This window comes from Rhodosalinus sp. FB01 (assembly GCF_041365715.1).
Taxonomy (GTDB): domain Bacteria; phylum Pseudomonadota; class Alphaproteobacteria; order Rhodobacterales; family Rhodobacteraceae; genus Rhodosalinus.
In genome coordinates this window covers 1-18,364 of record NZ_JBGFSH010000009.1, presented here as the reverse complement: position 1 = coordinate 18,364, position 18,364 = coordinate 1, and the positions used below count along the sequence as shown (strand labels likewise).

The 18,364-nt window shown below is 71.2% G+C and carries 17 protein-coding genes and 1 tRNA gene; 11 read left to right on the top strand and 7 right to left on the bottom strand.

Annotated features, from left to right (window positions below):
• Nucleotides 1–15: 15 nt before the first annotated feature.
• Both AB6A65_RS12935 and regB read right to left on the bottom strand, forming a co-directional pair.
• Complete coding sequence (locus AB6A65_RS12935) at nucleotides 16–1,572, bottom strand: PAS-domain containing protein (protein WP_371038807.1); 1,557 nt, start codon at nucleotides 1,570–1,572, stop codon at nucleotides 16–18.
• An 84-nt stretch (nucleotides 1,573–1,656) separates the two neighbouring features.
• Entirely contained in the window at nucleotides 1,657–3,057 is a 1,401-nt protein-coding gene (gene regB / locus AB6A65_RS12930; RefSeq protein WP_371038806.1) for a sensor histidine kinase RegB, read from the bottom strand.
• 98 nt (nucleotides 3,058–3,155) lie between these two features.
• Between regB and AB6A65_RS12925 the strand changes: the two genes are divergently transcribed.
• From AB6A65_RS12925 to AB6A65_RS12915, 3 genes are read left to right on the top strand one after another with little or no spacing between them, the layout of a single operon-like run.
• A complete protein-coding gene (locus AB6A65_RS12925; protein ID WP_371038805.1) occupies nucleotides 3,156–3,794 on the top strand; it encodes an SCO family protein in 639 nt (212 codons plus the stop codon).
• A gap of 52 nt (nucleotides 3,795–3,846) precedes the next feature.
• Nucleotides 3,847–4,416 carry an ActR/PrrA/RegA family redox response regulator transcription factor gene (locus AB6A65_RS12920; RefSeq protein ID WP_371038912.1) on the top strand — a complete coding sequence of 190 codons (570 nt, stop codon included), beginning with the start codon at nucleotides 3,847–3,849 and terminating at the stop codon, nucleotides 4,414–4,416.
• Nucleotides 4,413–4,901 carry a hypothetical protein gene (locus AB6A65_RS12915; RefSeq protein ID WP_371038804.1) on the top strand — a complete coding sequence of 163 codons (489 nt, stop codon included), beginning with the start codon at nucleotides 4,413–4,415 and terminating at the stop codon, nucleotides 4,899–4,901. The genes AB6A65_RS12920 and AB6A65_RS12915 overlap by 4 nt, the downstream gene beginning before the upstream one ends.
• Here AB6A65_RS12915 and AB6A65_RS12910 read toward each other — a convergent pair.
• Nucleotides 4,898–5,497, bottom strand: coding sequence for an HD domain-containing protein (locus tag AB6A65_RS12910; RefSeq protein ID WP_371038803.1), 600 nt, complete (start codon nucleotides 5,495–5,497; stop codon nucleotides 4,898–4,900). The genes AB6A65_RS12915 and AB6A65_RS12910 overlap by 4 nt on opposite strands.
• A 284-nt stretch (nucleotides 5,498–5,781) precedes the next feature.
• Between AB6A65_RS12910 and ahcY the strand changes: the two genes are divergently transcribed.
• Both ahcY and AB6A65_RS12900 read left to right on the top strand, forming a co-directional pair.
• Nucleotides 5,782–7,176 carry an adenosylhomocysteinase gene (gene ahcY / locus AB6A65_RS12905; RefSeq protein WP_371038802.1) on the top strand — a complete coding sequence of 465 codons (1,395 nt, stop codon included), beginning with the start codon at nucleotides 5,782–5,784 and terminating at the stop codon, nucleotides 7,174–7,176.
• A gap of 121 nt (nucleotides 7,177–7,297) precedes the next feature.
• The gene (locus AB6A65_RS12900) at nucleotides 7,298–7,639 is read left to right on the top strand and encodes a DUF2853 family protein (RefSeq protein WP_371038801.1); all 342 of its coding nucleotides are present in this window, start codon (nucleotides 7,298–7,300) and stop codon (nucleotides 7,637–7,639) included.
• 170 nt (nucleotides 7,640–7,809) lie between these two features.
• Here the strand turns inward: AB6A65_RS12900 and AB6A65_RS12895 are convergent, their stop codons facing one another.
• The 3 genes from AB6A65_RS12895 to tsaD are packed head-to-tail and all read right to left on the bottom strand — an operon-like array spanning nucleotide 7,810 to nucleotide 10,237.
• On the bottom strand, nucleotides 7,810–8,235 hold the full coding sequence (locus tag AB6A65_RS12895; RefSeq protein WP_371038800.1) for an EVE domain-containing protein: 426 nt from the start codon (nucleotides 8,233–8,235) through the stop codon (nucleotides 7,810–7,812).
• Between the two features lie 8 nt (nucleotides 8,236–8,243).
• Nucleotides 8,244–9,143 carry an NAD(P)H-dependent glycerol-3-phosphate dehydrogenase gene (locus AB6A65_RS12890; RefSeq protein WP_371038799.1) on the bottom strand — a complete coding sequence of 300 codons (900 nt, stop codon included), beginning with the start codon at nucleotides 9,141–9,143 and terminating at the stop codon, nucleotides 8,244–8,246.
• On the bottom strand, nucleotides 9,140–10,237 hold the full coding sequence (gene tsaD / locus AB6A65_RS12885) for a tRNA (adenosine(37)-N6)-threonylcarbamoyltransferase complex transferase subunit TsaD (protein ID WP_371038798.1): 1,098 nt from the start codon (nucleotides 10,235–10,237) through the stop codon (nucleotides 9,140–9,142). The genes AB6A65_RS12890 and tsaD overlap by 4 nt, the downstream gene beginning before the upstream one ends.
• Before the next feature lie 67 nt (nucleotides 10,238–10,304).
• Between tsaD and AB6A65_RS12880 the strand changes: the two genes are divergently transcribed.
• From AB6A65_RS12880 to AB6A65_RS12860, 5 genes are all read left to right on the top strand, one after another.
• Complete coding sequence (locus tag AB6A65_RS12880; RefSeq protein WP_371038797.1) at nucleotides 10,305–11,045, top strand: uroporphyrinogen-III synthase; 741 nt, start codon at nucleotides 10,305–10,307, stop codon at nucleotides 11,043–11,045.
• Between the two features lie 51 nt (nucleotides 11,046–11,096).
• Complete coding sequence (locus AB6A65_RS12875; RefSeq protein WP_371038796.1) at nucleotides 11,097–12,671, top strand: hypothetical protein; 1,575 nt, start codon at nucleotides 11,097–11,099, stop codon at nucleotides 12,669–12,671.
• Between the two features lie 4 nt (nucleotides 12,672–12,675).
• Nucleotides 12,676–14,205, top strand: a complete 1,530-nt coding sequence (locus tag AB6A65_RS12870) for a heme biosynthesis protein HemY (RefSeq protein ID WP_371038795.1) — start codon at nucleotides 12,676–12,678, stop codon at nucleotides 14,203–14,205.
• A gap of 45 nt (nucleotides 14,206–14,250) precedes the next feature.
• Nucleotides 14,251–14,326 (top strand) — tRNA-Thr (locus AB6A65_RS12865).
• Nucleotides 14,327–14,362: 36 nt separating this feature from the next.
• Nucleotides 14,363–15,253, top strand: a complete 891-nt coding sequence (locus AB6A65_RS12860) for an NAD-dependent epimerase/dehydratase family protein (RefSeq protein WP_371038794.1) — start codon at nucleotides 14,363–14,365, stop codon at nucleotides 15,251–15,253.
• A gap of 4 nt (nucleotides 15,254–15,257) precedes the next feature.
• Here the strand turns inward: AB6A65_RS12860 and AB6A65_RS12855 are convergent, their stop codons facing one another.
• Nucleotides 15,258–16,577: a UDP-glucose/GDP-mannose dehydrogenase family protein gene (locus AB6A65_RS12855; protein WP_371038793.1), complete on the bottom strand. Its 1,320-nt coding sequence runs from the start codon at nucleotides 16,575–16,577 to the stop codon at nucleotides 15,258–15,260.
• Between the two features lie 185 nt (nucleotides 16,578–16,762).
• On the opposite strand from AB6A65_RS12855, the gene AB6A65_RS12850 reads away from it, so the two are divergent.
• The coding region (locus AB6A65_RS12850) for a calcium-binding protein (protein WP_371038792.1) at nucleotides 16,763–18,364 on the top strand (1,602 nt) is incomplete at its 3' end.

The window sequence follows — 18,364 nt, the reverse complement described above, 5'->3', positions numbered from 1 at the left end:
GGCCGCAAGCGCAGATCAGCCCACATCCGCGGTGCGCTGCCCGCCGGTGGCGGGCCGGTCGGGCGCGGCAAGCAGGCGGCGCGGGTCGATGCCGAAGCTCACGACCGCCGCGCCGCCGCCGAGAGGGCGCACGCGGACATCGAGCCGCGGCCCGTCGCGATGCACCGCCGCCTCCCGCCACGACGCCGTCCGCGCCCCGGCCGAAAGCGCGGCGGCCAGCCCGTCCCAATCCGGACCCGGGCGGCAGGCCGTCTGCCAGAGGCGCAGCGCCTCGGCGGCGGTGGTGTCGCGGATGCGGGCGTCCGGGTTCACCGCCCAGAGCCGCCGGTAGGCGCGGTTCGTGAAGACGATCACGCCCTGTGGCGAGAAGACGGCGAGCGCCTCCTCGAGGGCATCGAGCACGGCCTGCCCGAGTTCGATTTCCGTGCGGAACCGGCGGGTCAGGGATACCTCGGCGGTGATGTCCTCGAACAGGAACGCCACGGCGCCGTCCGGGTGGGGCCGTCCCGTCACGCGATAGGTCAGTCCCGAGGGCAGGCTCCAGTTTTCGGCGCAGCGCCCGGTGGAGGCGGCGGTGGCCAGCGCCTCGGTCGCCTCGCGCCAGGAGCCGTAATCCTTGGGCTCGGGCATGATGCGGCGCTCGCGCAGCTGGTCGAAGAAGGTGGCGAGCGCCGGACGCGCGCTCAGCAGATCGGCGGGCATCCCGGTCAGATCGAGAAGCGCCGGGTTGAAGAGGACGAGGCGCCTCTCGCGGTCGAAGACGGCCAGGCCGATCGAAAGCTCCGCAAAGATCTTCGTCAGGGTCTGCACGAACTGGCGCTGCGCCGCGGCGCTCGCCACCGCGGCGTCCACGTTGGTGGCGAAGTGCACCCATTCGCCGCCCGCCGGCACGGTCCGGATGTCGAACCAGTGGATCGGCGTTCCGTTCGGGCGATTGACCGCATGGCGCGCCGGCGGGTCGCCCGGGGCAGGCCGCGGCAGGTCGAAGAGCCTGGGTGGTACGGCCCCCTCGGCCCAGCTTCGGGTCTGTTCCGCAAGGGCGAGATAGGCGCGGTTCGCCCAGACGACGCGGCCGGTCGCGTCGGTGCGCCAGCAGGGGTCGGGCGCGTGGGTGGTGGCATGGCGCAGCGTCGCGCAGTCCAGCCGCGCGAGAGCGAGGCGGTGCCGGTCCGAGGCGTCGATCTCGGGCTCCTCGATCTCGACGCGCAGCACGCCGCCCTGGCGCTGCAACACGAGGCAAGCGTCGTCTTCCTCGTCCGCCGTGGGTAGCCGCGTCCCGCCCTCGGGCACCCCGTCGGGGGTCTCGGGGAAGGCGGGGAAGCGCGGGCCGAGGCAGGCGCGCAGCCGCGCCCAGTCATCCAACGCCGCCGCGTCCCGTGGAAGAAGCGCGAGCGCCGGCGCGCTGGCGTCGGCGATGTCGGGCCCCTCCATCAGGAACACGACCGCCTCGCCGTGGGGATCGGCGACAACAACGGCGTCGTCGCGCGAAACCCTGGGCACGAGCCACGCCCCGAGAAGCGCGGCGGCAAGGCTGCCCAGGGCGATCGCGGCGAATGTTGCGGCGTCGGGCATGGCCCGTCGGCCTCCGGCAGCTGGTGGCGACGCGGCAAGCCTGATCGGAGAATGGTTAACGAAGTGTAAAGGCCGCGGCGCCCGTCACGCCTCGATGGGCCGGTTGGGCCCGGCCGACGGCACCGGATCCTCGCCGCTGCGCGCATCGATCTTGCGCCGTGGCCAGCTCACCTCGACCACCGCGCCGGACCGCTCCGGCCGTCGTTCGCGCGGTGCGGCCTGGTCCGCGCCGTTGGCGAAGCTGAGCTGCGCGCCCGTGCGCTCCAGCAGCGTCTTGGCGATGAAGAGACCAAGGCCCATGCCCTCGTATTGCGGGCGCGCGACGAGGTCCCGCACGCTCCGGCGGCGGCGCATGAAGGGCTCGCCGATCCGTGCCAGCACCTGCGGCGGGAAGCCGTCGCCGTCGTCCATGATTCGGACCGAGATCCAGTCGGCGCTCCAGCGCGCCTCGACCCAGACGGTGTCGTGCGCGAAGTCGACGGCGTTCTGGACCAGGTTCCGCAAGCCGTGGATGATCTCGGGCCGGCGGTGGATCGCGGGGGGCAAGGGCTCGGCGCCGGCGCCGAGGGACTGTTCGAACACGATCGTCTTGCCGCGGTTCTGGTGCGGCTCGACCGCCTCGCGAAGCACCTCGGTCAGGGGCGCCTGCCGCAGGTGCAGGTCTTCCTTCCCGGCGCGCCCCATGGAGCGCAGGATGTCGCGGCATCGGTCGGCCTGCGCGGCGATCAGCCGCGCGTCCTCCGAGAGTTCGGGATTGCGGGAGAGTTCCTCGGCCAGTTCGCCGGCGGCCAGCTTGATGGTCGCCAGCGGCGTGCCCAACTCGTGCGCGGCGGCGGCCACGACGCCGCCCAGGTCGGTCAGCTTCTGCTCCCGGGCGAGGGCCATCTGCGTGGCCGTCAGCGCGTCGGACATGGCGTGCATCTCCTGCGCGACGCGCCGCGAATAGATCGACAGGAAGGCCAGCGCGATGATCAGCGCGGCCCAGACTCCGAAAAGGTAGAGCGGCGGCATCTCGAGCGCGGCGCCGTCCGGCAACCGAAGCGGCACGTGCCAGGCGGCCAGCGCCGAGACCACGGTCATCGCCACGGCGGCGAGAAAGAGCGTGGAGCCGAGCGCCAGCACCGACGCCGACACCGTGACGGGGCCGAGCAGCAGCAGGGCGAAGGGATTGTGGAGGCCGCCGGTCAGCGCGAGCAGCAGCGCGAGCTGCAGGATGTCGAAGAGCGCCATCAGCATCGTCTCGCGCTCCGACAGGCGCCGGTTGCCCGGAAAGACGAACATCGCGATCAGGTTGACGATGATCGAGGCGGAGATCACCAGAAGGCAGGGCCCGAGCGGCAGCACCAGACCGACATGCTCGCGGGCGATCAGCAGCGCCACCAACTGCCCGAAGATCGCCATCCACCGCAGCAGGATCGTCGTGCGCAGGCGGATCCAGTCGCGCCGCCGTCGCCCGGGCAGCATGGTCAGCGAGGTGTCGGTCATCTGCGCTTTCCTGCCGCTTGCATCCGCCCCTGCAATCATTAGGTCTCATGACGAAAGCTTCAACTTCGGAGACGCGTCCCGCGGGCGCGAAGATGGTCATGATGCGATGGATTGCGCTTGCCGCGGCCGGTGTGGCTGGTCTCGGCCTCGGGCTGGTGTTTCTGGTGGGCGGCGACAGGGTCACGGGCTCCACGAGCGGCGAGGGCGACAGGTTCGCGCAGTGCCGTGGCGCGCAGGTCGCAGGGGGCTCGGGCCAGATCGGCGGCTCCTTCGAGCTCGTGAACGCGGCCGGGGAAACCGTGACCGACACGGACGTCATCACGAAGCCGTCGCTGCTCTACTTCGGCTACACGTTCTGCCCCGATGTCTGCCCGCTCGACACGGCGCGGAACGTCGCGGCGGTGGAGATTCTCGAAGAGCGCGGGCACATCGTCACCCCGGTCTTCATCTCGATCGATCCCGAGCGCGACACACCGGAGGTGGTCGGCGCCTTCGCCGAGAACCTGCATCCCCGCATGGTGGGGCTCACCGGCTCGCCCGAGCAGGTGAAGGCGGCAAGCCAGACCTTCCGCACCTACTACAACAGGCAAGCGAGCGACGACCCCTACTACCTGGTCGATCACTCCACCTTCACCTACCTCGTGCTGCCCGGCCACGGCTTCGTGGAGTTCTTCCGGCGCGATGCGGGGCCCGAAGACCTGGCCGCCCGGGTGCAATGCTTCGTCAAGGCGATGTGAGCGGCGTTTGACCGCTGCATGGTGACGGCCTAAGTCTTGCCTCATGTTGGATATGCCGGAGGCCGAAGTGGCCGACACCCAGACACTCGATCTTGGCCCCGACCGCACGCTGCTGCTCGTCGACGATGACGAATCGTTCCTGCGTCGGCTGGCCAAGGCCATGGAAAAGCGCGGTTTCGACGTGCGGACCGCCGAAAGCGTGGCGGACGGTCGCGCCGCCGTGGCCGTGGCCGCGCCCGCCTACGCGGTGATCGATCTTCGCCTCGGCGATGGCAACGGGCTCGACGTGGTCGAGGATCTGCGCAAGGCGCGGCCCGATGCGCGGATCGTGGTGCTGACGGGCTACGGGGCCATCGCCACCGCGGTCGCGGCCGTGAAGATCGGTGCGACGGATTACCTGTCGAAACCCGCGGACGCGACCGACATCGTCAACGCGCTTGTCGCCGGCGACGAGGATCTGCCCCCGCCCCCCGAAAACCCGATGAGCGCCGACCGCGTGCGCTGGGAACATATCCAGCGGGTCTACGAGCTTTGCGATCGCAACGTGTCGGAAACCGCGCGGCGGCTCAACATGCACCGCCGCACCCTTCAGCGCATCCTGGCCAAGCGGAGCCCGCGTTGAGCGTCGTGCGCCCGGCCGTCGCGTTGCTTCTGGCCGGGGCGCTCGCCGCCTGTGCGCCGGTGGCGCCGCAGCCGCCCGCCGGCGCGCAGCTGCGGTTGTCGTCAAGCGGGCTCGACGTTGCGGGCACCGGCCTCGAGGTCGGATTCGGCCGTACACAGGAAAGCGCCACGGACACGCTGCGCGACATACTCGGCTCCCCCGCCCCGCCGCAACGCTCGGTCGCCTGCGCGGGCGTGCAGACGGTGCGCTGGGCCGAAGAGGGCCTCGCGCTCCATTTCGCCCGCGACGCTTTCGTCGGATGGGAGGCGGTTCCCGCGCCCCGGCCGATCCCGACCGCAAGCGGCCTTCGCGCCGGCGGCCCGGCCCCGGGCGGCGCGGGGCTCGGCCCCTTCGAGCGCGACGGGATACGCGGCCTTTCCGGGCCGGACGGCGAGATTTCCCGGCTCTGGGCCGGGCGCGACTGCCCGACGGGCGGCGTCGGCTAACCAAGCGCCTCGAGGAGGTCCGCGTGCCGCCGCGTGTAGGCGGTACGAACCTCCACGGGCGGGCGCGGCCGGATCACGATACCCTCGATCAGGCCGGCGTCGGGCCGGCCGAAGAAACGGTCCGCCTCGCGCGCGTCGAAGCCCGCGATCTGCGTCGCCTCGAGCCATGCGCTCACCCGGTCGGCGCGCTTGATCTGCTTCTTCAGTTTCGCGCCGCATTCCGCCTGCAGGCCGAAGCGCAGGTGGATCGCCGCCTGAAGCCGCGCCTCGAGCGCGCCATACCCCGGCCCGACGGCGGATTTGACCGGAGAGATCATGTCGCCGATCACGTATTCCGGCGCATCGTGCAGAAGCGCGGCGAGGCGCGCGGCGGGTCCGGCCCCGGGATGCATCCGGGCGAAGAGCTCCTCGACCAGGAGCGAATGCTCGGCCACCGAATAGGGCCAGTCGCCTTCTGTCTGGCCGTTCCAGCGCGCGACGAAGGCGAGGCCGTGGGCGATGTCCTCGATCTCGATGTCGACCGGCGTCGGATCGAGAAGGTCGAGCCGGCGGCCCGAGAGCATTCTTTGCCAGGCGCGGGGCGGGGCTTTCGGCATGGCGCGGTCCCGGATGAGCGGATCGCCGCTCTCCTAGCAGAGCGGCCGGCCGCTCCGCCAGCCCCGCGCCGCGCGGGCGGATCGGCCCCGCGGCTTCGGGCGGCGACATGTCGCGCCCGTGGCGCCGTATTTCCGGTATTTCAGCCAATTCGATCCGATCTTTCGGTATTGCGCCGGTCCGCGGGGCCTCCGAACGGCGTTCCGGGCCCCCGGGCGCGTTGAACATGGCCGGCACGGTCGCTATAGCGATAGCCGACAGCCAGCCATCAAGCAGGAGCCGCCCCGTGGCCAAGGACTACATCGTCAAGGACATCTCGCTTGCCGGCTACGGCCGCAAGGAACTCGACATCGCCGAAACGGAGATGCCGGGCCTCATGGCGCTGCGCGAGGAATACGGCGCGTCGAAGCCGCTCGCCGGGGCGCGCATCGCCGGCAGCCTGCACATGACGATCCAGACCGCCGTGCTGATCGAGACGCTGACGGCGCTCGGCGCCGAGGTGCGCTGGGCCTCCTGCAACATCTTCTCCACCCAGGATCACGCCGCCGCGGCCATCGCCGAGACGGGCACGCCGGTCTTCGCCGTGAAGGGCGAGACGCTGGAGGAGTACTGGGACTACTGCGACCGCATCTTCCATTTCGAGGAAGGCGGCGCGAACATGATCCTCGACGATGGCGGCGACGCCACGCTCTACATACTCATGGGTGCCCGCGTGGAGGAAGGCGAGGAGGATCTCATCGCCGTGCCGACCTCCGAGGAGGAGGAGGCGCTTTTCGCCCAGATCCGCAAGCGCATGGCCGAAAGCCCCGGCTGGTTCACGAAACAGCGCCACATGATCAGGGGCGTGACCGAAGAGACCACTACGGGCGTCAACCGGCTCTACAAGATGATGGAGAAGGGGCACCTGCCCTTCCCGGCGATCAACGTCAACGACAGCGTCACCAAGTCGAAGTTCGACAACAAGTACGGCTGCAAGGAAAGCCTCGTGGACGGCATCCGGCGGGCGACCGACACGATGATGGCGGGCAAGGTGGCGGTCGTCTGCGGATACGGCGACGTGGGCAAGGGCTCCGCGGCCAGCCTGCGGGGCGCGGGCGCCCGCGTGAAGGTGACCGAGGTGGATCCGATCTGCGCGCTCCAGGCCGCGATGGACGGCTTCGAGGTCGTGCTGCTGGAGGACGTCGTCTCGAGCGCGGACATCTTCATCACCACCACCGGCAACAAGGACGTCATCCGCCTCGAGCACATGCGCGACATGAAGGACATGGCGATCGTCGGCAACATCGGCCATTTCGATAACGAGATCCAGGTCGCGGCGCTGAAGAACCACAAGTGGACCAACATCAAGGACCAGGTGGACATGATCGAGATGCCGGCGGGCAACCGGATCATCCTTCTGTCCGAAGGGCGTCTGCTGAACCTCGGCAACGCCACGGGGCATCCGTCCTTCGTGATGTCGGCCTCCTTCACCAACCAGGTGCTCGCGCAGATCGAGATCTGGACGAAGGGCGACCAGTACGAGAACAAGGTCTACGTCCTGCCCAAGCACCTCGACGAGAAGGTGGCGCGTCTGCACCTCGAGAAGATCGGCGCGAAGCTCACCCCGCTCGATCCCGAGCAGGCGGCGTATATCGGCGTGACGCCCGAAGGTCCCTTCAAGCCCGAGCATTACCGCTACTGAGGGCATCCCGTCCCGGGCGCCCCGCGCAAGAAACGTCTTGAGGTGACGTTGCGTGAGGGTAGACTGGCGCCGGGCCGGCGGTTTGCCCGCAGCGGCGTGTTGGGACAGGGAGTGTTTTCGGATGGGACGAAGAGAGGAACTGATCGAGGTCTACGCCGACGATCTGAAAAAGAAGTGCGGCGTGACGCCGGATCTCGACCTTCTGACCAAGGTCACGATCGGCTGCGGCCCGGTGATCTACGACGCGGACGCGTCCACGGTTGCCTCGAGCCAGCCCGGGGAACTCGAGACGGTGAAGCAGAACTTCCTCGTCAAGAAACTCGGCCTCAACGACGGTCCGGAACTCGACGATGCCATCCAGAAGGTGATCGAGACCTACGGCGCCTCGGAGCGCAACAAGTATCGTGCCGTGGTCTATTATCTCCTGACCAAGCATTTCGGCAAGGAAGCCGTCTACGCCTGATCGCCCGATCCGGGCAATTCTAGGCACTTCCGGTTTGCGCCGCGCCCCTGACCGGCGCTATCCTGAGGGTAGAGGCCAGAATGGCCGGAACCGACAGGACGCATGTCTGGTGTGTGGGAGCACCGGGAGTGGCGGAGGGTTCCGGCGTGGCCGGCCCTCCGTTTTCCGTGTCAGGACTCCGGGTCCGCCTCACCCATCTCGCAGACACGGCGCCATTCCGCCGCCGACACGGGCTGGACCGACAGGCGCGGGTTCTTCACCAGCACCATCTCCGCCAGCTCCGGGTCGGCCTTGATCTCGTCCAGCGTCACGGGCCGGGGAAAGGGGGCCACGGCCTTCACGTCCACGCAGTCCCAGCGCGGGTCGTCGCTGGTGCTGTCGGGATGCGCCTCGGCGATCACCTCGACGATGCCCACCACCGCCTTGTCGGTCTGCGAGTGGTAGAAGAATCCGCGATCGCCCACCGCCATCTCGCGCATGAAGTTGCGCGCCTGGTAGTTTCGCACGCCGTCCCATTCCTCGCCGGTGTCCCCCTTGGCGACCTGGTCGTCCCAGGACCAGGTGTCGGGTTCCGACTTGAAGAGCCAGTAACGCATCTCGCCTCCTATTCCGCGCGCAGCGGCCGCGCCAGAAGCATGTCCATCGCCTGCGTCACGTCAAGCCGCCCCTCCAGCAAGGCGACGACGGCTTCGGTGATGGGCATCTCCACCCCGAGCCGCGCGGCGCGGTGGCCCAGCGCGAGCCCGCGCCGGTAGTTCCGCGAGCCTTCGGAGGTGCAGGTGAGCGCGAGATCGCCGAAACCCGAAAGCCCGGCGAGCGTCGCCGGGTCGGCCCCCTGCGCCACCGCCATGCGGTTCATCTCGGCGAAGCCCCGCGTCATCACCGCCGCGCGCGCGCTTTCGCCCAGCCCGGCCCCGATCGCGGCGCCGCAAGCGATGGCGATGACGTTCTTGAGCGCGCCGCCAAGCTCCGCTCCCACTATGTCGGCGGTGCGGTAAAGCCGCAGCGCGGGCGTCGAGAGCAGCGCCTGCAGCGCCTCGCCCGCCGCCTCGTCGGCGCAGGCGAGCGTGAGCGCCGTCGGCAGCCCGCGCGCGATGTCATGGGCGAAGCTCGGTCCCGTGAGGATGGCGGCGGACGCCCCGGGCAACGCCTTGGCCAGAACCTCGGCTGGGCCCAGCGTCGTGCCGAGTTCGACCCCCTTGCAGCAGGCGACGAGGCGGTGCGGGGCAAGCGTTTCCGCCTCGGCTTCGACCAGCCCGCGCAGCGCCTGCATCGGCACGGCGAGCAGGATCGCCTCTGCCCCCGAAAGCGCGGCGACGTCCGCGACGGGCGACAGGCCCGGCGGCAGGGCGTGACCGGGAAGGTGGCGGCGGTTCTCGCGCGACTGCGTCATCGCGGTCACGTGTGACGGGTCGCGCGCCCAGAGACGCACCTCGCGTCCCGCCCCTGCGAGCGCGATGCCGAGCGCGGTGCCGAACGCGCCCCCGCCCGCGATGCCGATCATGCCTTGGCCCCCTTGCGCCCACCGCCGAGCAACCCGGCCCGCCCCGGATCGAGCGGCCAGCGCGGCCGCGCGGCAAGCTCCATCCCGTCGCGCCGGCCGGCGCGGTAAAGTTCGAGCCCGGCCCAGGCGATCATCGCCGCGTTGTCGGTGCAAAGCGCGAGGGGCGGCGCGACGAAGCGCGCGCCGGCGTCGCGCGCGACCCGCTCGATCGCGGTGCGTATCGTGGCGTTCGCCGCGACCCCACCCGCCACGGCGAGGGAGGGGGCGGCGGGCGTCTGTGCGAGATGGGCGTGAAGCGCCCGCCGGGTCTTTTCGGCCAGCACCTCGGCGACCGCCGCCTGGAACCCGGCGCAGAGATCCGCGCGGTCGGCGCGCGTCAGCCAGCCCTGCTGCGACACCAGCCGGTCGCGCGCGCGCAGCACGGCGGTCTTCAGCCCCGAGAACGACATGTCGCATCCCGGCCGGTCGAGAAGCGGGCGCGGGAAAGCGAAGCGCGCCGGATCGCCCGCCGCGGCCTCCCGCTCCACCGACGGCCCCCCGGGCTGGGGCAGGCCCAGCAGGCGCGCCACCTTGTCGAACGCCTCGCCCGGCGCGTCGTCGATGGTGCCGCCGAGCCGGTGGAACGCCTCCGCGCCGCGCACCTCCAGAAGCTGGCAGTGCCCGCCCGAGACGAGAAGGATCAGATAGGGGAACGCCAACCCGTCGGTCAGGCGGGGCGTCAGCGCGTGGCCCGCGAGGTGGTTCACGGCGACGAGCGGCAGACCGGCCCCGGCGGCGATCCCCTTCGCGCACATCACCCCGGCCAGGACGCCCCCGATGAGGCCCGGACCCGCCGTCACCGCCACGGCGTCCATCTGCCCGAGCGTGAGCCCCGAAACCGACAGCGCCTCCGTCACGCAGAGGTCGAGCCGTTCCGCGTGCGCCCGGGCGGCGATCTCGGGGACGATGCCGCCATAGGCCGCGTGCAGCTCGCCCTGTCCCTTCACGACGGAGGCGAGGATTTCGGGCCGATCATCCGCACGTTGCCGCACGACCGCGGCAGCGGTATCATCGCAACTGCTTTCCAGCCCCAATATGGTGAGCTGATCCGCCACAACGCCTCCCGATGCTTCGGAACGCTCTCCCGTAGCACCGTGCCCGCGTCCGAACAATGGCCCGCCCATGCCGCCCCCGCCCGTCCTTCTGCTGACCCGGCCCCATGACGCCTCGGAGCGATTCGCGACCGAGCTTTCGCGGATCCTGGGCGACGCCGCGCCGGAGGTCTGCATCTCGCCGCTGATGCGCGTCGATTTCGCGGGCCGGCTGCCCGGCATGGCCGATGTTGCGGCGCTGGTCTTCACCTCGGCCAACGGGGTCCGCGCCTTTGTCGCGGCGGGCGGGCCCCGCGGCCTGCCTGCCTTCGCCGTGGGCGAGGCGACGGCAGAGGCGGCGCGCCGCGCAGGCATCTCCGCGCAGCCCGCGGGCGGCGACGCGCAGGCGCTCGTGGCGCATGTCGCGGCGCGGCGGCCCGCGGGGCGCATCGTGCATGTCCGCGGCGAGCATGCCCGGGGCGATGTCGCGATGCGGCTTCGTGCGGCGGGGCTTCGCGTGGAGGAGGCGGTGCTTTACCGCCAGGTGCTCTTGCCCTTCACGGATAGCGCCCGCCGCGTCCTGGCAGGGCGCGCGCCGGTCGTCGCGCCGCTCTTCTCGCCGCGCACGGCCGAGCAGTTCGCGCGGCAGCATCGCGGCGGCGCGCCGCTCTGGCTCGTCGCGATGAGCGAGGCCGTGGCCGGGCGGGTGAGCCATCTTCCGGCCCGCCGCATCGCCGTGGCGACGCGGCCCGACGCCCCTTCCATGCTGAAGGGCGTGGCGCAACTTATTGAAAGCGCCGTGCGGCTTGAGAGCGATGAGGGTGCCGGGTAAGGTCGCCCCGGCGACAGTGCAGCCGGACGAGAATCGAAAGGTGGGTGAGACGTGGCAGACCGGGACAAGACGCGGAAGCCCTCCGAGACCGAAGACGAGGACAAGGCCGCCGCGACGGTCGACGGCTCCGAGCCGGAGCAAGGCGAGGACGGCGCCGAAAACGACAGCGCCCGGGACGAGGACACCCCCGACCGCGCGGAACACCCGGGGGCCTACGAACCCGACGCCTTTCCCGAAGGCGAGGACGCGCCCGCCGCGATGTCGGATGCCGGCCCCGGCGCGGTCGAGGATGACGCACCGGACACCGGCGCGGCCCCGGATGCCGAGGCCGGGAGCGGAGAGGCGCCGCAGACCGGAACGGCCGACGATGAACCCGACGAGGCGCCGCCCGCGCAGCCTTGGGGCGGCGGCGAGGAGTCGCAGCAGGAAGAGCCGGAAGACACCGCCGATGACGCGGACCGGACCGGCGCGCCCGTCGCCGAGGCCGCGGGGGGCGCCGCCGCCGGCGCGGCGGCCGGAGCCGCCGCCAGCGCGAGCGCGGACGACGAGGCGCGATCGTCCCGCGAGACGCGGTCGGCGCCCGCGACGCGCGAAACGATCGTGCGGAAGGGCGGTTTCTGGCCCATGCTTTTCGGCGGGGTCGCCGCCGCCGCGCTGGGGTTCGGCGCCGCGCAGGTCATCGACCCCGAGGCGCTGGGCCTGCCGGGACGGGACGACACCGAACTGGAAGACGCGCTTGCCGCGCAGTCCGACCGAATCGCGGAGCTGCGCCAGCAGCTCGCGGCGCTGAGCGACGACGCCCCCGATATTTCGTCTCTCGACGCGCGGCTGGAGGAGATGGCGGGCGCCATCTCCGGCCTGCAATCGGATCTGACGGGCCTTTCCGACGAGGTGGCGGCGCTGTCGTCCTCCGCCGCGCGGATCGACGAGATCGCCGCACGGCTGGGCGACATCGACGCACGGCTTGCCGAGGTCGAGAAGCGCCCCGCGGCCGAGAACGTCGAAGCCAGCGTGATCGCGGCGTATGAGCGTGAACTCCAGGCCTTGCAGGAGTCCGTGGCGGCGCAGCGCGCCGAGGTGGAGCGGATGGTGGAAGAGGCCACCGCCCGCGAGGCGGACGCCGCCGAGGCCGCACGCCGTGCCGAAGCCGTGTCCGCGCTCGCGCGGATCGTGTCGGCCATCGATGCCGGGCAGCCATATGACGCCGCGCTCGACGCGCTTTCGGACGGGCTGGACGAGCCTGTGCCCGAGGGCCTTGCCGCCGCCGCCGCCGACGGCGTGGCCCCGCTCGCCGCCTTGCAGGACGCCTTTCCCGACGCGGCGCGGGCGGCGCTCGCCGCCGCGCGGAACGCCGAGGCGCCCCCCGAGGATGCCGGTGGGCGGCTGATGAACTTCCTGCGTGACGAGCTTGGCGCGCGGTCGACCACCGCCCGCGAGGGCGACGACGGCGATGCGGTGCTGTCGCCCGCCGAGGCCGCGGAGCGTGCCGGCGAGCTTGGCGCGGCGCTCGCGGCGCTGCCGGACCCCGCCCGGGCCGAAATGGCGGCCTCGGAGGAGCGCGCGCGCGCGCGGGTCGCCGCCGCCTCCGCCGTGGACGCGCTCGCGCAGCGCCTGAACGAGGAATAGCCGCATGCTCTGGTCCCTTATCAAGATCCTGCTTTTCGTCGCCGCCGTGGCCGGTCTCGCCTACGGCGCGACGTGGCTTCTGGACGCCGAGGGCGGGGTTCAGATCACCGTGGCGAATACCGAGTTCACCCTCGGCGCGTTGCAGTCGGCGATCGCGCTGCTTCTTCTCGTCGTGGTGCTCTATGTCGTTCTCAAGCTGGTCTCGCTCCTGGTGGCGACGCTGCGGTTCATCAACGGCGACGAGACGGCGATCAGCCGGCATTTCACCCGCAACCGGGAAAAGAAGGGCCTGCGCGCCGTGAGCGACAGTCTCATGGCGCTGGCCGCGGGGGACGGGCAGGCGGCGATCTCCAGCGCGCGGCAAGCCCGCAAGTATCTCGACAAGCCCGAACTGACCAACATCCTCATCGCCCAGGGCGCGGAAGCCGCGGGCGATGCGAAGGTCGCCGAGGCGACCTACAAGAAGCTCGTTGCCGAGGAGCGGACCCGCTTCGTCGGTCTGCGTGGGATCCTCAAGCAGAAGCTCGCCGCGGGCGATACCGACACCGCCCTGAAACTCGCGGAGCGGGCCTTCGCGATCCGTCCGCGCAACGAGGAGATGCAGGATACGCTTCTCAAGCTTCAGGCCGAATGCAAGGACTGGGCCGGGGCGCGCAAGACGCTGGCCGCCAAGCTGAAGCATGGTGCGATGCCGCGCGACCTGCACAAGCGCCGCGACGCGGTGCTCGCGCTTTCCGAGGCGAAGGAAGTGCTCGACGAGGGGAGCGACATCAAGGCGCGCGAGGCCGCGATCGAGGCCAACCGCCGCTCGCCCGACCTCATTCCCGCCGCGGTCATGGCGGCGCGCGGCTACATCGAGAAGGGCAAGCCGCGCTATGCCGCGCGTCTTCTGAAAAAGGCGTGGGGCGTGCGGCCCCATCCGGATCTCGCCGCCGCCTTCGCCGAGATCGCCCCGGACGAGACGCCGGCGAAGCGCCTGAAGCGCTTCGAGGAGCTGGTGCAGACCAATCCGGGGGACCGCGAGTCGAAGCTTCTGAAAGCGGAGCTGCACATCGCGGCCGAGGATTTTCCCGCGGCGCGCCGCGCGATCGGCGACCTGGTCGAGACGGATCCGGACACGCGCGTTCTGACCACGATGGCGGCGATCGAGCGGGGCGAAGGCGCGCCGGACGAGGTCGTGCGCGGCTGGCTGGCGCGCGCTGTCACCGCGCCGCGCGGCCCGCAATGGGTGTGCGACAACTGCCATGCGGTTGCAGCCGACTGGGGGCCTATCTGCCACAACTGCGGCGGCTTCGACACGCTGAGCTGGAAACGCCCGCAAGAGCCGGAGCAGACGGCGGCCTCGACCGAGGCGATGCTGCCGCTGATCGTGGGCCATGGCGCCCGCCGGGAGGACGTCGCGGAGGCCGAGGTCCTGCCCGCCGGGTCCGGGCAGTCCGATCGCGCCCGGGATGCCGGCTCCGCGAACGAGGCGGAGGAGGCCGGAAAGGGAGAAACCGTCGAGGCCGAAGCTGCGGACGAGACGCGAAAATAGCCCTTTTCGCCCGCGCCACCCGGTGCTAAGAGCCACGCCCACGGCGCCGGTGTAGCTCAGCTGGTAGAGCACGTCATTCGTAATGATGGGGTCGGGGGTTCGAGTCCCTTCACCGGCACCACCCATCCCCGTCACCTGTCGCCCGAGGTGCGACGCCATGGCTGCGCATGACCGGGAAGACATCGTTCTCGCCGGGGCGAGCGGTCGGGTCGGGCGCCTTCTGCGCCGGGCGTGGAGCGTCGCGCCGGGGCCCGGCGCCGGGATCGTTTCGACCGCCCGGCGGCCTGGTCCCGGCGCGCTCGCCTGGGATCCCCTCGAAGCGCCGGGCGCATTGCCTCGCCTGCTCGCGGGGCGCGCCTCCCGCGTCGCCGCCATGGTTGTCCTGACGGGCATCACGCCAGGGCCGGGGGCCCGGCTGGATCTCAACGCGCCGCTGGCGCGCGGCAGTCTGGACGGGGCACGGGCGGCGGGGATCGAACGCGTGCTTTTCGCCTCCTCCGCGGCGGTTTACGGACCCGGTGGCGGCAGGCGCCCGTTCTCGGAGCGGGACCGGCCCGCGCCGGCGACCGCCTATGGCGCGGCCAAGCGGGATGCCGAAGCCGAGGTCGCGCGCTTTCGGGATCTCGGCATGGAGGTCGCGATCCTGCGCATCGGCAACGTTCTGGGCGCGGACGCGCTGATGCGCAGCGCGGAAAACGCCACGCCCGATGCGCCGCTCGCCCTCGACCGCTTCGCCAGCGGGCACGGCCCGGTCCGGAGCTATATCGGCCCCCTCGGGCTCGCCCGGGTGATCGCCGCGCTCGCCATGCATCCCGGGCCGCTGCCCGATCTGCTGAACGTGGCCGCCCCGGAACCCGTGGCGATGGAGGATCTTCTGCAAGCGGCCGGCGTGCCGTGGCGCTGGACGCCCGCGCCCGGCGGCGCTCAGGAACGCGTTACGCAGGACTGCGCCCGGCTGACCGCACTTCTGCCCGGCCTGCCGCTCGCCGAGACCGCCGCGGCCATGGTCGCCGAAGGCGCCGCGTTGCCGCCCCTGCCGGCGGCATGAGGGATCACGCGCCGAACCCGGCGCGCCCCACGCCCTCGTAGGCCTCGAAGCCCGCGTCCCGCACGTCCTGCGGCGCGTAGACGTTCCTCAGGTCGGCCATGCGGGGCGCGGCCATCTGCCGTGCCAAACGCTTCAGGTCGAGCGCCCGGAACTCGTTCCACTCCGTCAGGATGACGAGAAGATCGGCCTCCTGCGCCGCCTCGTAGGCGTCTTCGACCCAGCTGACGCCGGGCAGCAGGGCCTCTCCCTCGCGCCGCCCCTGGGGGTCCGTCACCCGGACCCTGGCGCCGCCGCCCACCAGCGACGGCACGATGGTGAGGGCCGGCGCGTCCCGCATGTCGTCGGTGTTGGGCTTGAAGGTGACGCCCAGCACCGCGACCGTCTTGTTGTTGAAGCTGCCGCCGCAGAGATCGAGCAGCTTCTCGATCATCCGCCGCTTCACCTCCTCGTTGACCTTGATGACCGTCTCGGTGATCTGCATCGGCATCGCGTGTTCCTGCCCGATCCGGGCCAGCGCCCGGGTGTCCTTGGGAAAGCACGACCCGCCATAGCCCGGCCCGGCATGGAGGAACTTGTTGCCGATCCGGTTGTCGAGACCCATCCCGTGCGCCACCTGCTTCACGTCCGCGCCCACCCGCTCGCACAGCCCGGCGATCTCGTTGATGAAGGTGATCTTGGCGGCGAGAAAGGCGTTGGCCGCGTACTTGATCATTTCCGCCGACTCGAGGTCGGTGGTCAGGATCGGGAAGTCGCGCAGGTAGAGCGGGCGGTAGATCTCTGACATCACCTTCGCCGCGCGATCGGACTGAACCCCCACCACGACGCGGTCGGGGCGCATGAAATCGTCGATCGCGGCGCCTTCGCGCAGGAACTCGGGGTTCGAGGCTACGTCGAAGTCGAGCTCCGGGTTGGCGGTGCGGACCACCTGCCCGACCTGCCGGTTCGTTCCCACCGGCACGGTCGACTTGGTCACGATCACGACGTAGTCGCTGGCGACGCGCGCGATTTCTTCGGCCGCGGCCATGACATAGGTCAGATCCGCGTGGCCGTCGCCGCGCCGGGTCGGCGTGCCCACCGCGATGAACACCGCCTCGGCGCCCGCCACGGCATGGGCGAGATCGCGGGTGAAGGAAAGCCGCCCTGCCTCGACGTTGCGGGCCATGAGCTCGTCGAGCCCCGGCTCGTAGATCGGCACCTCGCCGCGTTCGAGGCGCGCGATCTTCTCCGGGTTCTTGTCGACGCAGACCACCTCGTGTCCGAAGTCGGACAAACAAACGCCTGAGCCGAGCCCGACATAGCCCGTCCCGATCATCGCAATCTTCATGGCCGCCCCTCGCTGTCGCGTCGGGGGCTTATGGGGCGAGGCCGCGCGGTGTGTCAACGACGGCTGAAACCCGTTCGTCGGGGCCGCGAGGCCTGCCGGTGGTCGCCCGTGGGGCCGGCGGCGGAAAGGTTCTGTTAACCAAGCACCCCTAGCATGGCCCGAGTCGCAGAAAGGGCGAACCCGGCTTGACACCTCTTACCCATGTCGCGTCGCTCGGCGGCAGCACGGCGTCCGTCTTCGGGGGCATCCTGGATCTCGCCTGGCTCTCGGTCGGCGGCCGTGACGTTCTCTACATGCTGAGCAGGCCGGACGGGGTCTGGCTCACGGCCTACGCCGCAGGGCCAGACGGCGCGCTCGGCGAACTCGGGCGCGCGGATATCCCGGGCCTTCCCGTTCCGGGCCTCTCCGCGCGGCTGGCCGTCGCGCCGGCAGGCGACGCGCCTTCCGTCTTCGTCTCGGGGCTCGCGGCGCCCGGGCTCGTCTCGGTGGCGCTCGACGCGAGCGGCGCGCCCATGGCCGCCGTCGCCGCGGTTGCCGGGACCGCAAGCCTCCAGGCCTTCCTTCCCGCAGGGAGCGGCATCGCCTACGCCGTGGATGCCGGGGCCGAGGCCATCGATCTCCTGCGCATGGGGCCCGACGGGGCCTTCGAGGCTTTCGGGCAGGTCCCCGCGCCGGGCGGTATCGGGGCGCTGGCTCTGGCGGACCATGCCGGCGCCCGTTTCCTGCTCGCCGCGGCGTCCGGCGAGGTGAGCCTGGCGAGTTACGCGGTGGCGGAGGACGGTTCACTCCGCGTCGCGGACACGCTTCTTGCGGTGGACGGGCCGGGCATCGCCGCGCCTTCCGCGGTTGCCGCCGCGACGGTCGAGGACGCGACCTACGCCATCGTCGCCGGGGCCGGAAGTTCCAGCCTTTCGGTGCTGCGTCTCGACGCGGATGGCGGCATGACGGTCGCCGATCACCTGATCGACGACCTGACGACACGTTTCGACCATGTCGGCCAGCTGGCCGTCGCGACCACGGCGCAGGGGGTCTATGTCGCGGCGGCGGGCGGCGATGACGGGGTCAGCCTGTTCCGGCTGCTTCCGGGCGGCCGGTTGCTGCACCTCGCCACGCTCGAGGATGCGGCCGGGCGTGCGCTCGCCGATGTCGCCTCCCTCTCGCTCGGCGTCACGGTGGGCGGGCTGCACCTCGTCACCGCGAGCACATCCGAGGCCACGATCGCCTGGCACCGGATGGAGCTTGATCCCGATGGCCTCACACTTCGCGCCGATCCGGCGGGCGCGCCGCTTGCGGGCGGGGATGGCGATGACCTGCTGGCGGGCGGCAGCGGCGACGACCGGCTTTCCGGCGGGGCGGGCCGCGACATCCTGATGGATGGCCCGGGCGATGACACGCTTCTTGGCGGCCCCGGCGCCGACGTGTTCGTGATGGCGTGGGACGATGCGCCGGACCGGATAGAGGACTACGACCCGGCGGAGGACCGCATCGACCTCTCTGCCTGGCCGATGTTCCGGGACGCCTCGCAACTCTCCGTGACGTCCGTCGCCGGCGGTTCCGAGATCCGTTTCCGAGCCGAGACCCTGACCGTGTCGACCCGCGGCGGCCGTGCGCTCGACGATGCGGCCGTCGCCGCGCTCACCCCGACGGGTGGATCGCGGTTTCTGCCGGCGTGGTTCGGACCCCCACCGGAAAATCCGCCGCCGCCGCCGGACGCTCCGGGCATCTCTTTCACGGGTACGGCGGCCGACGACATCATTCCGGGGTCCGACGGCGACGACACTCTGGTC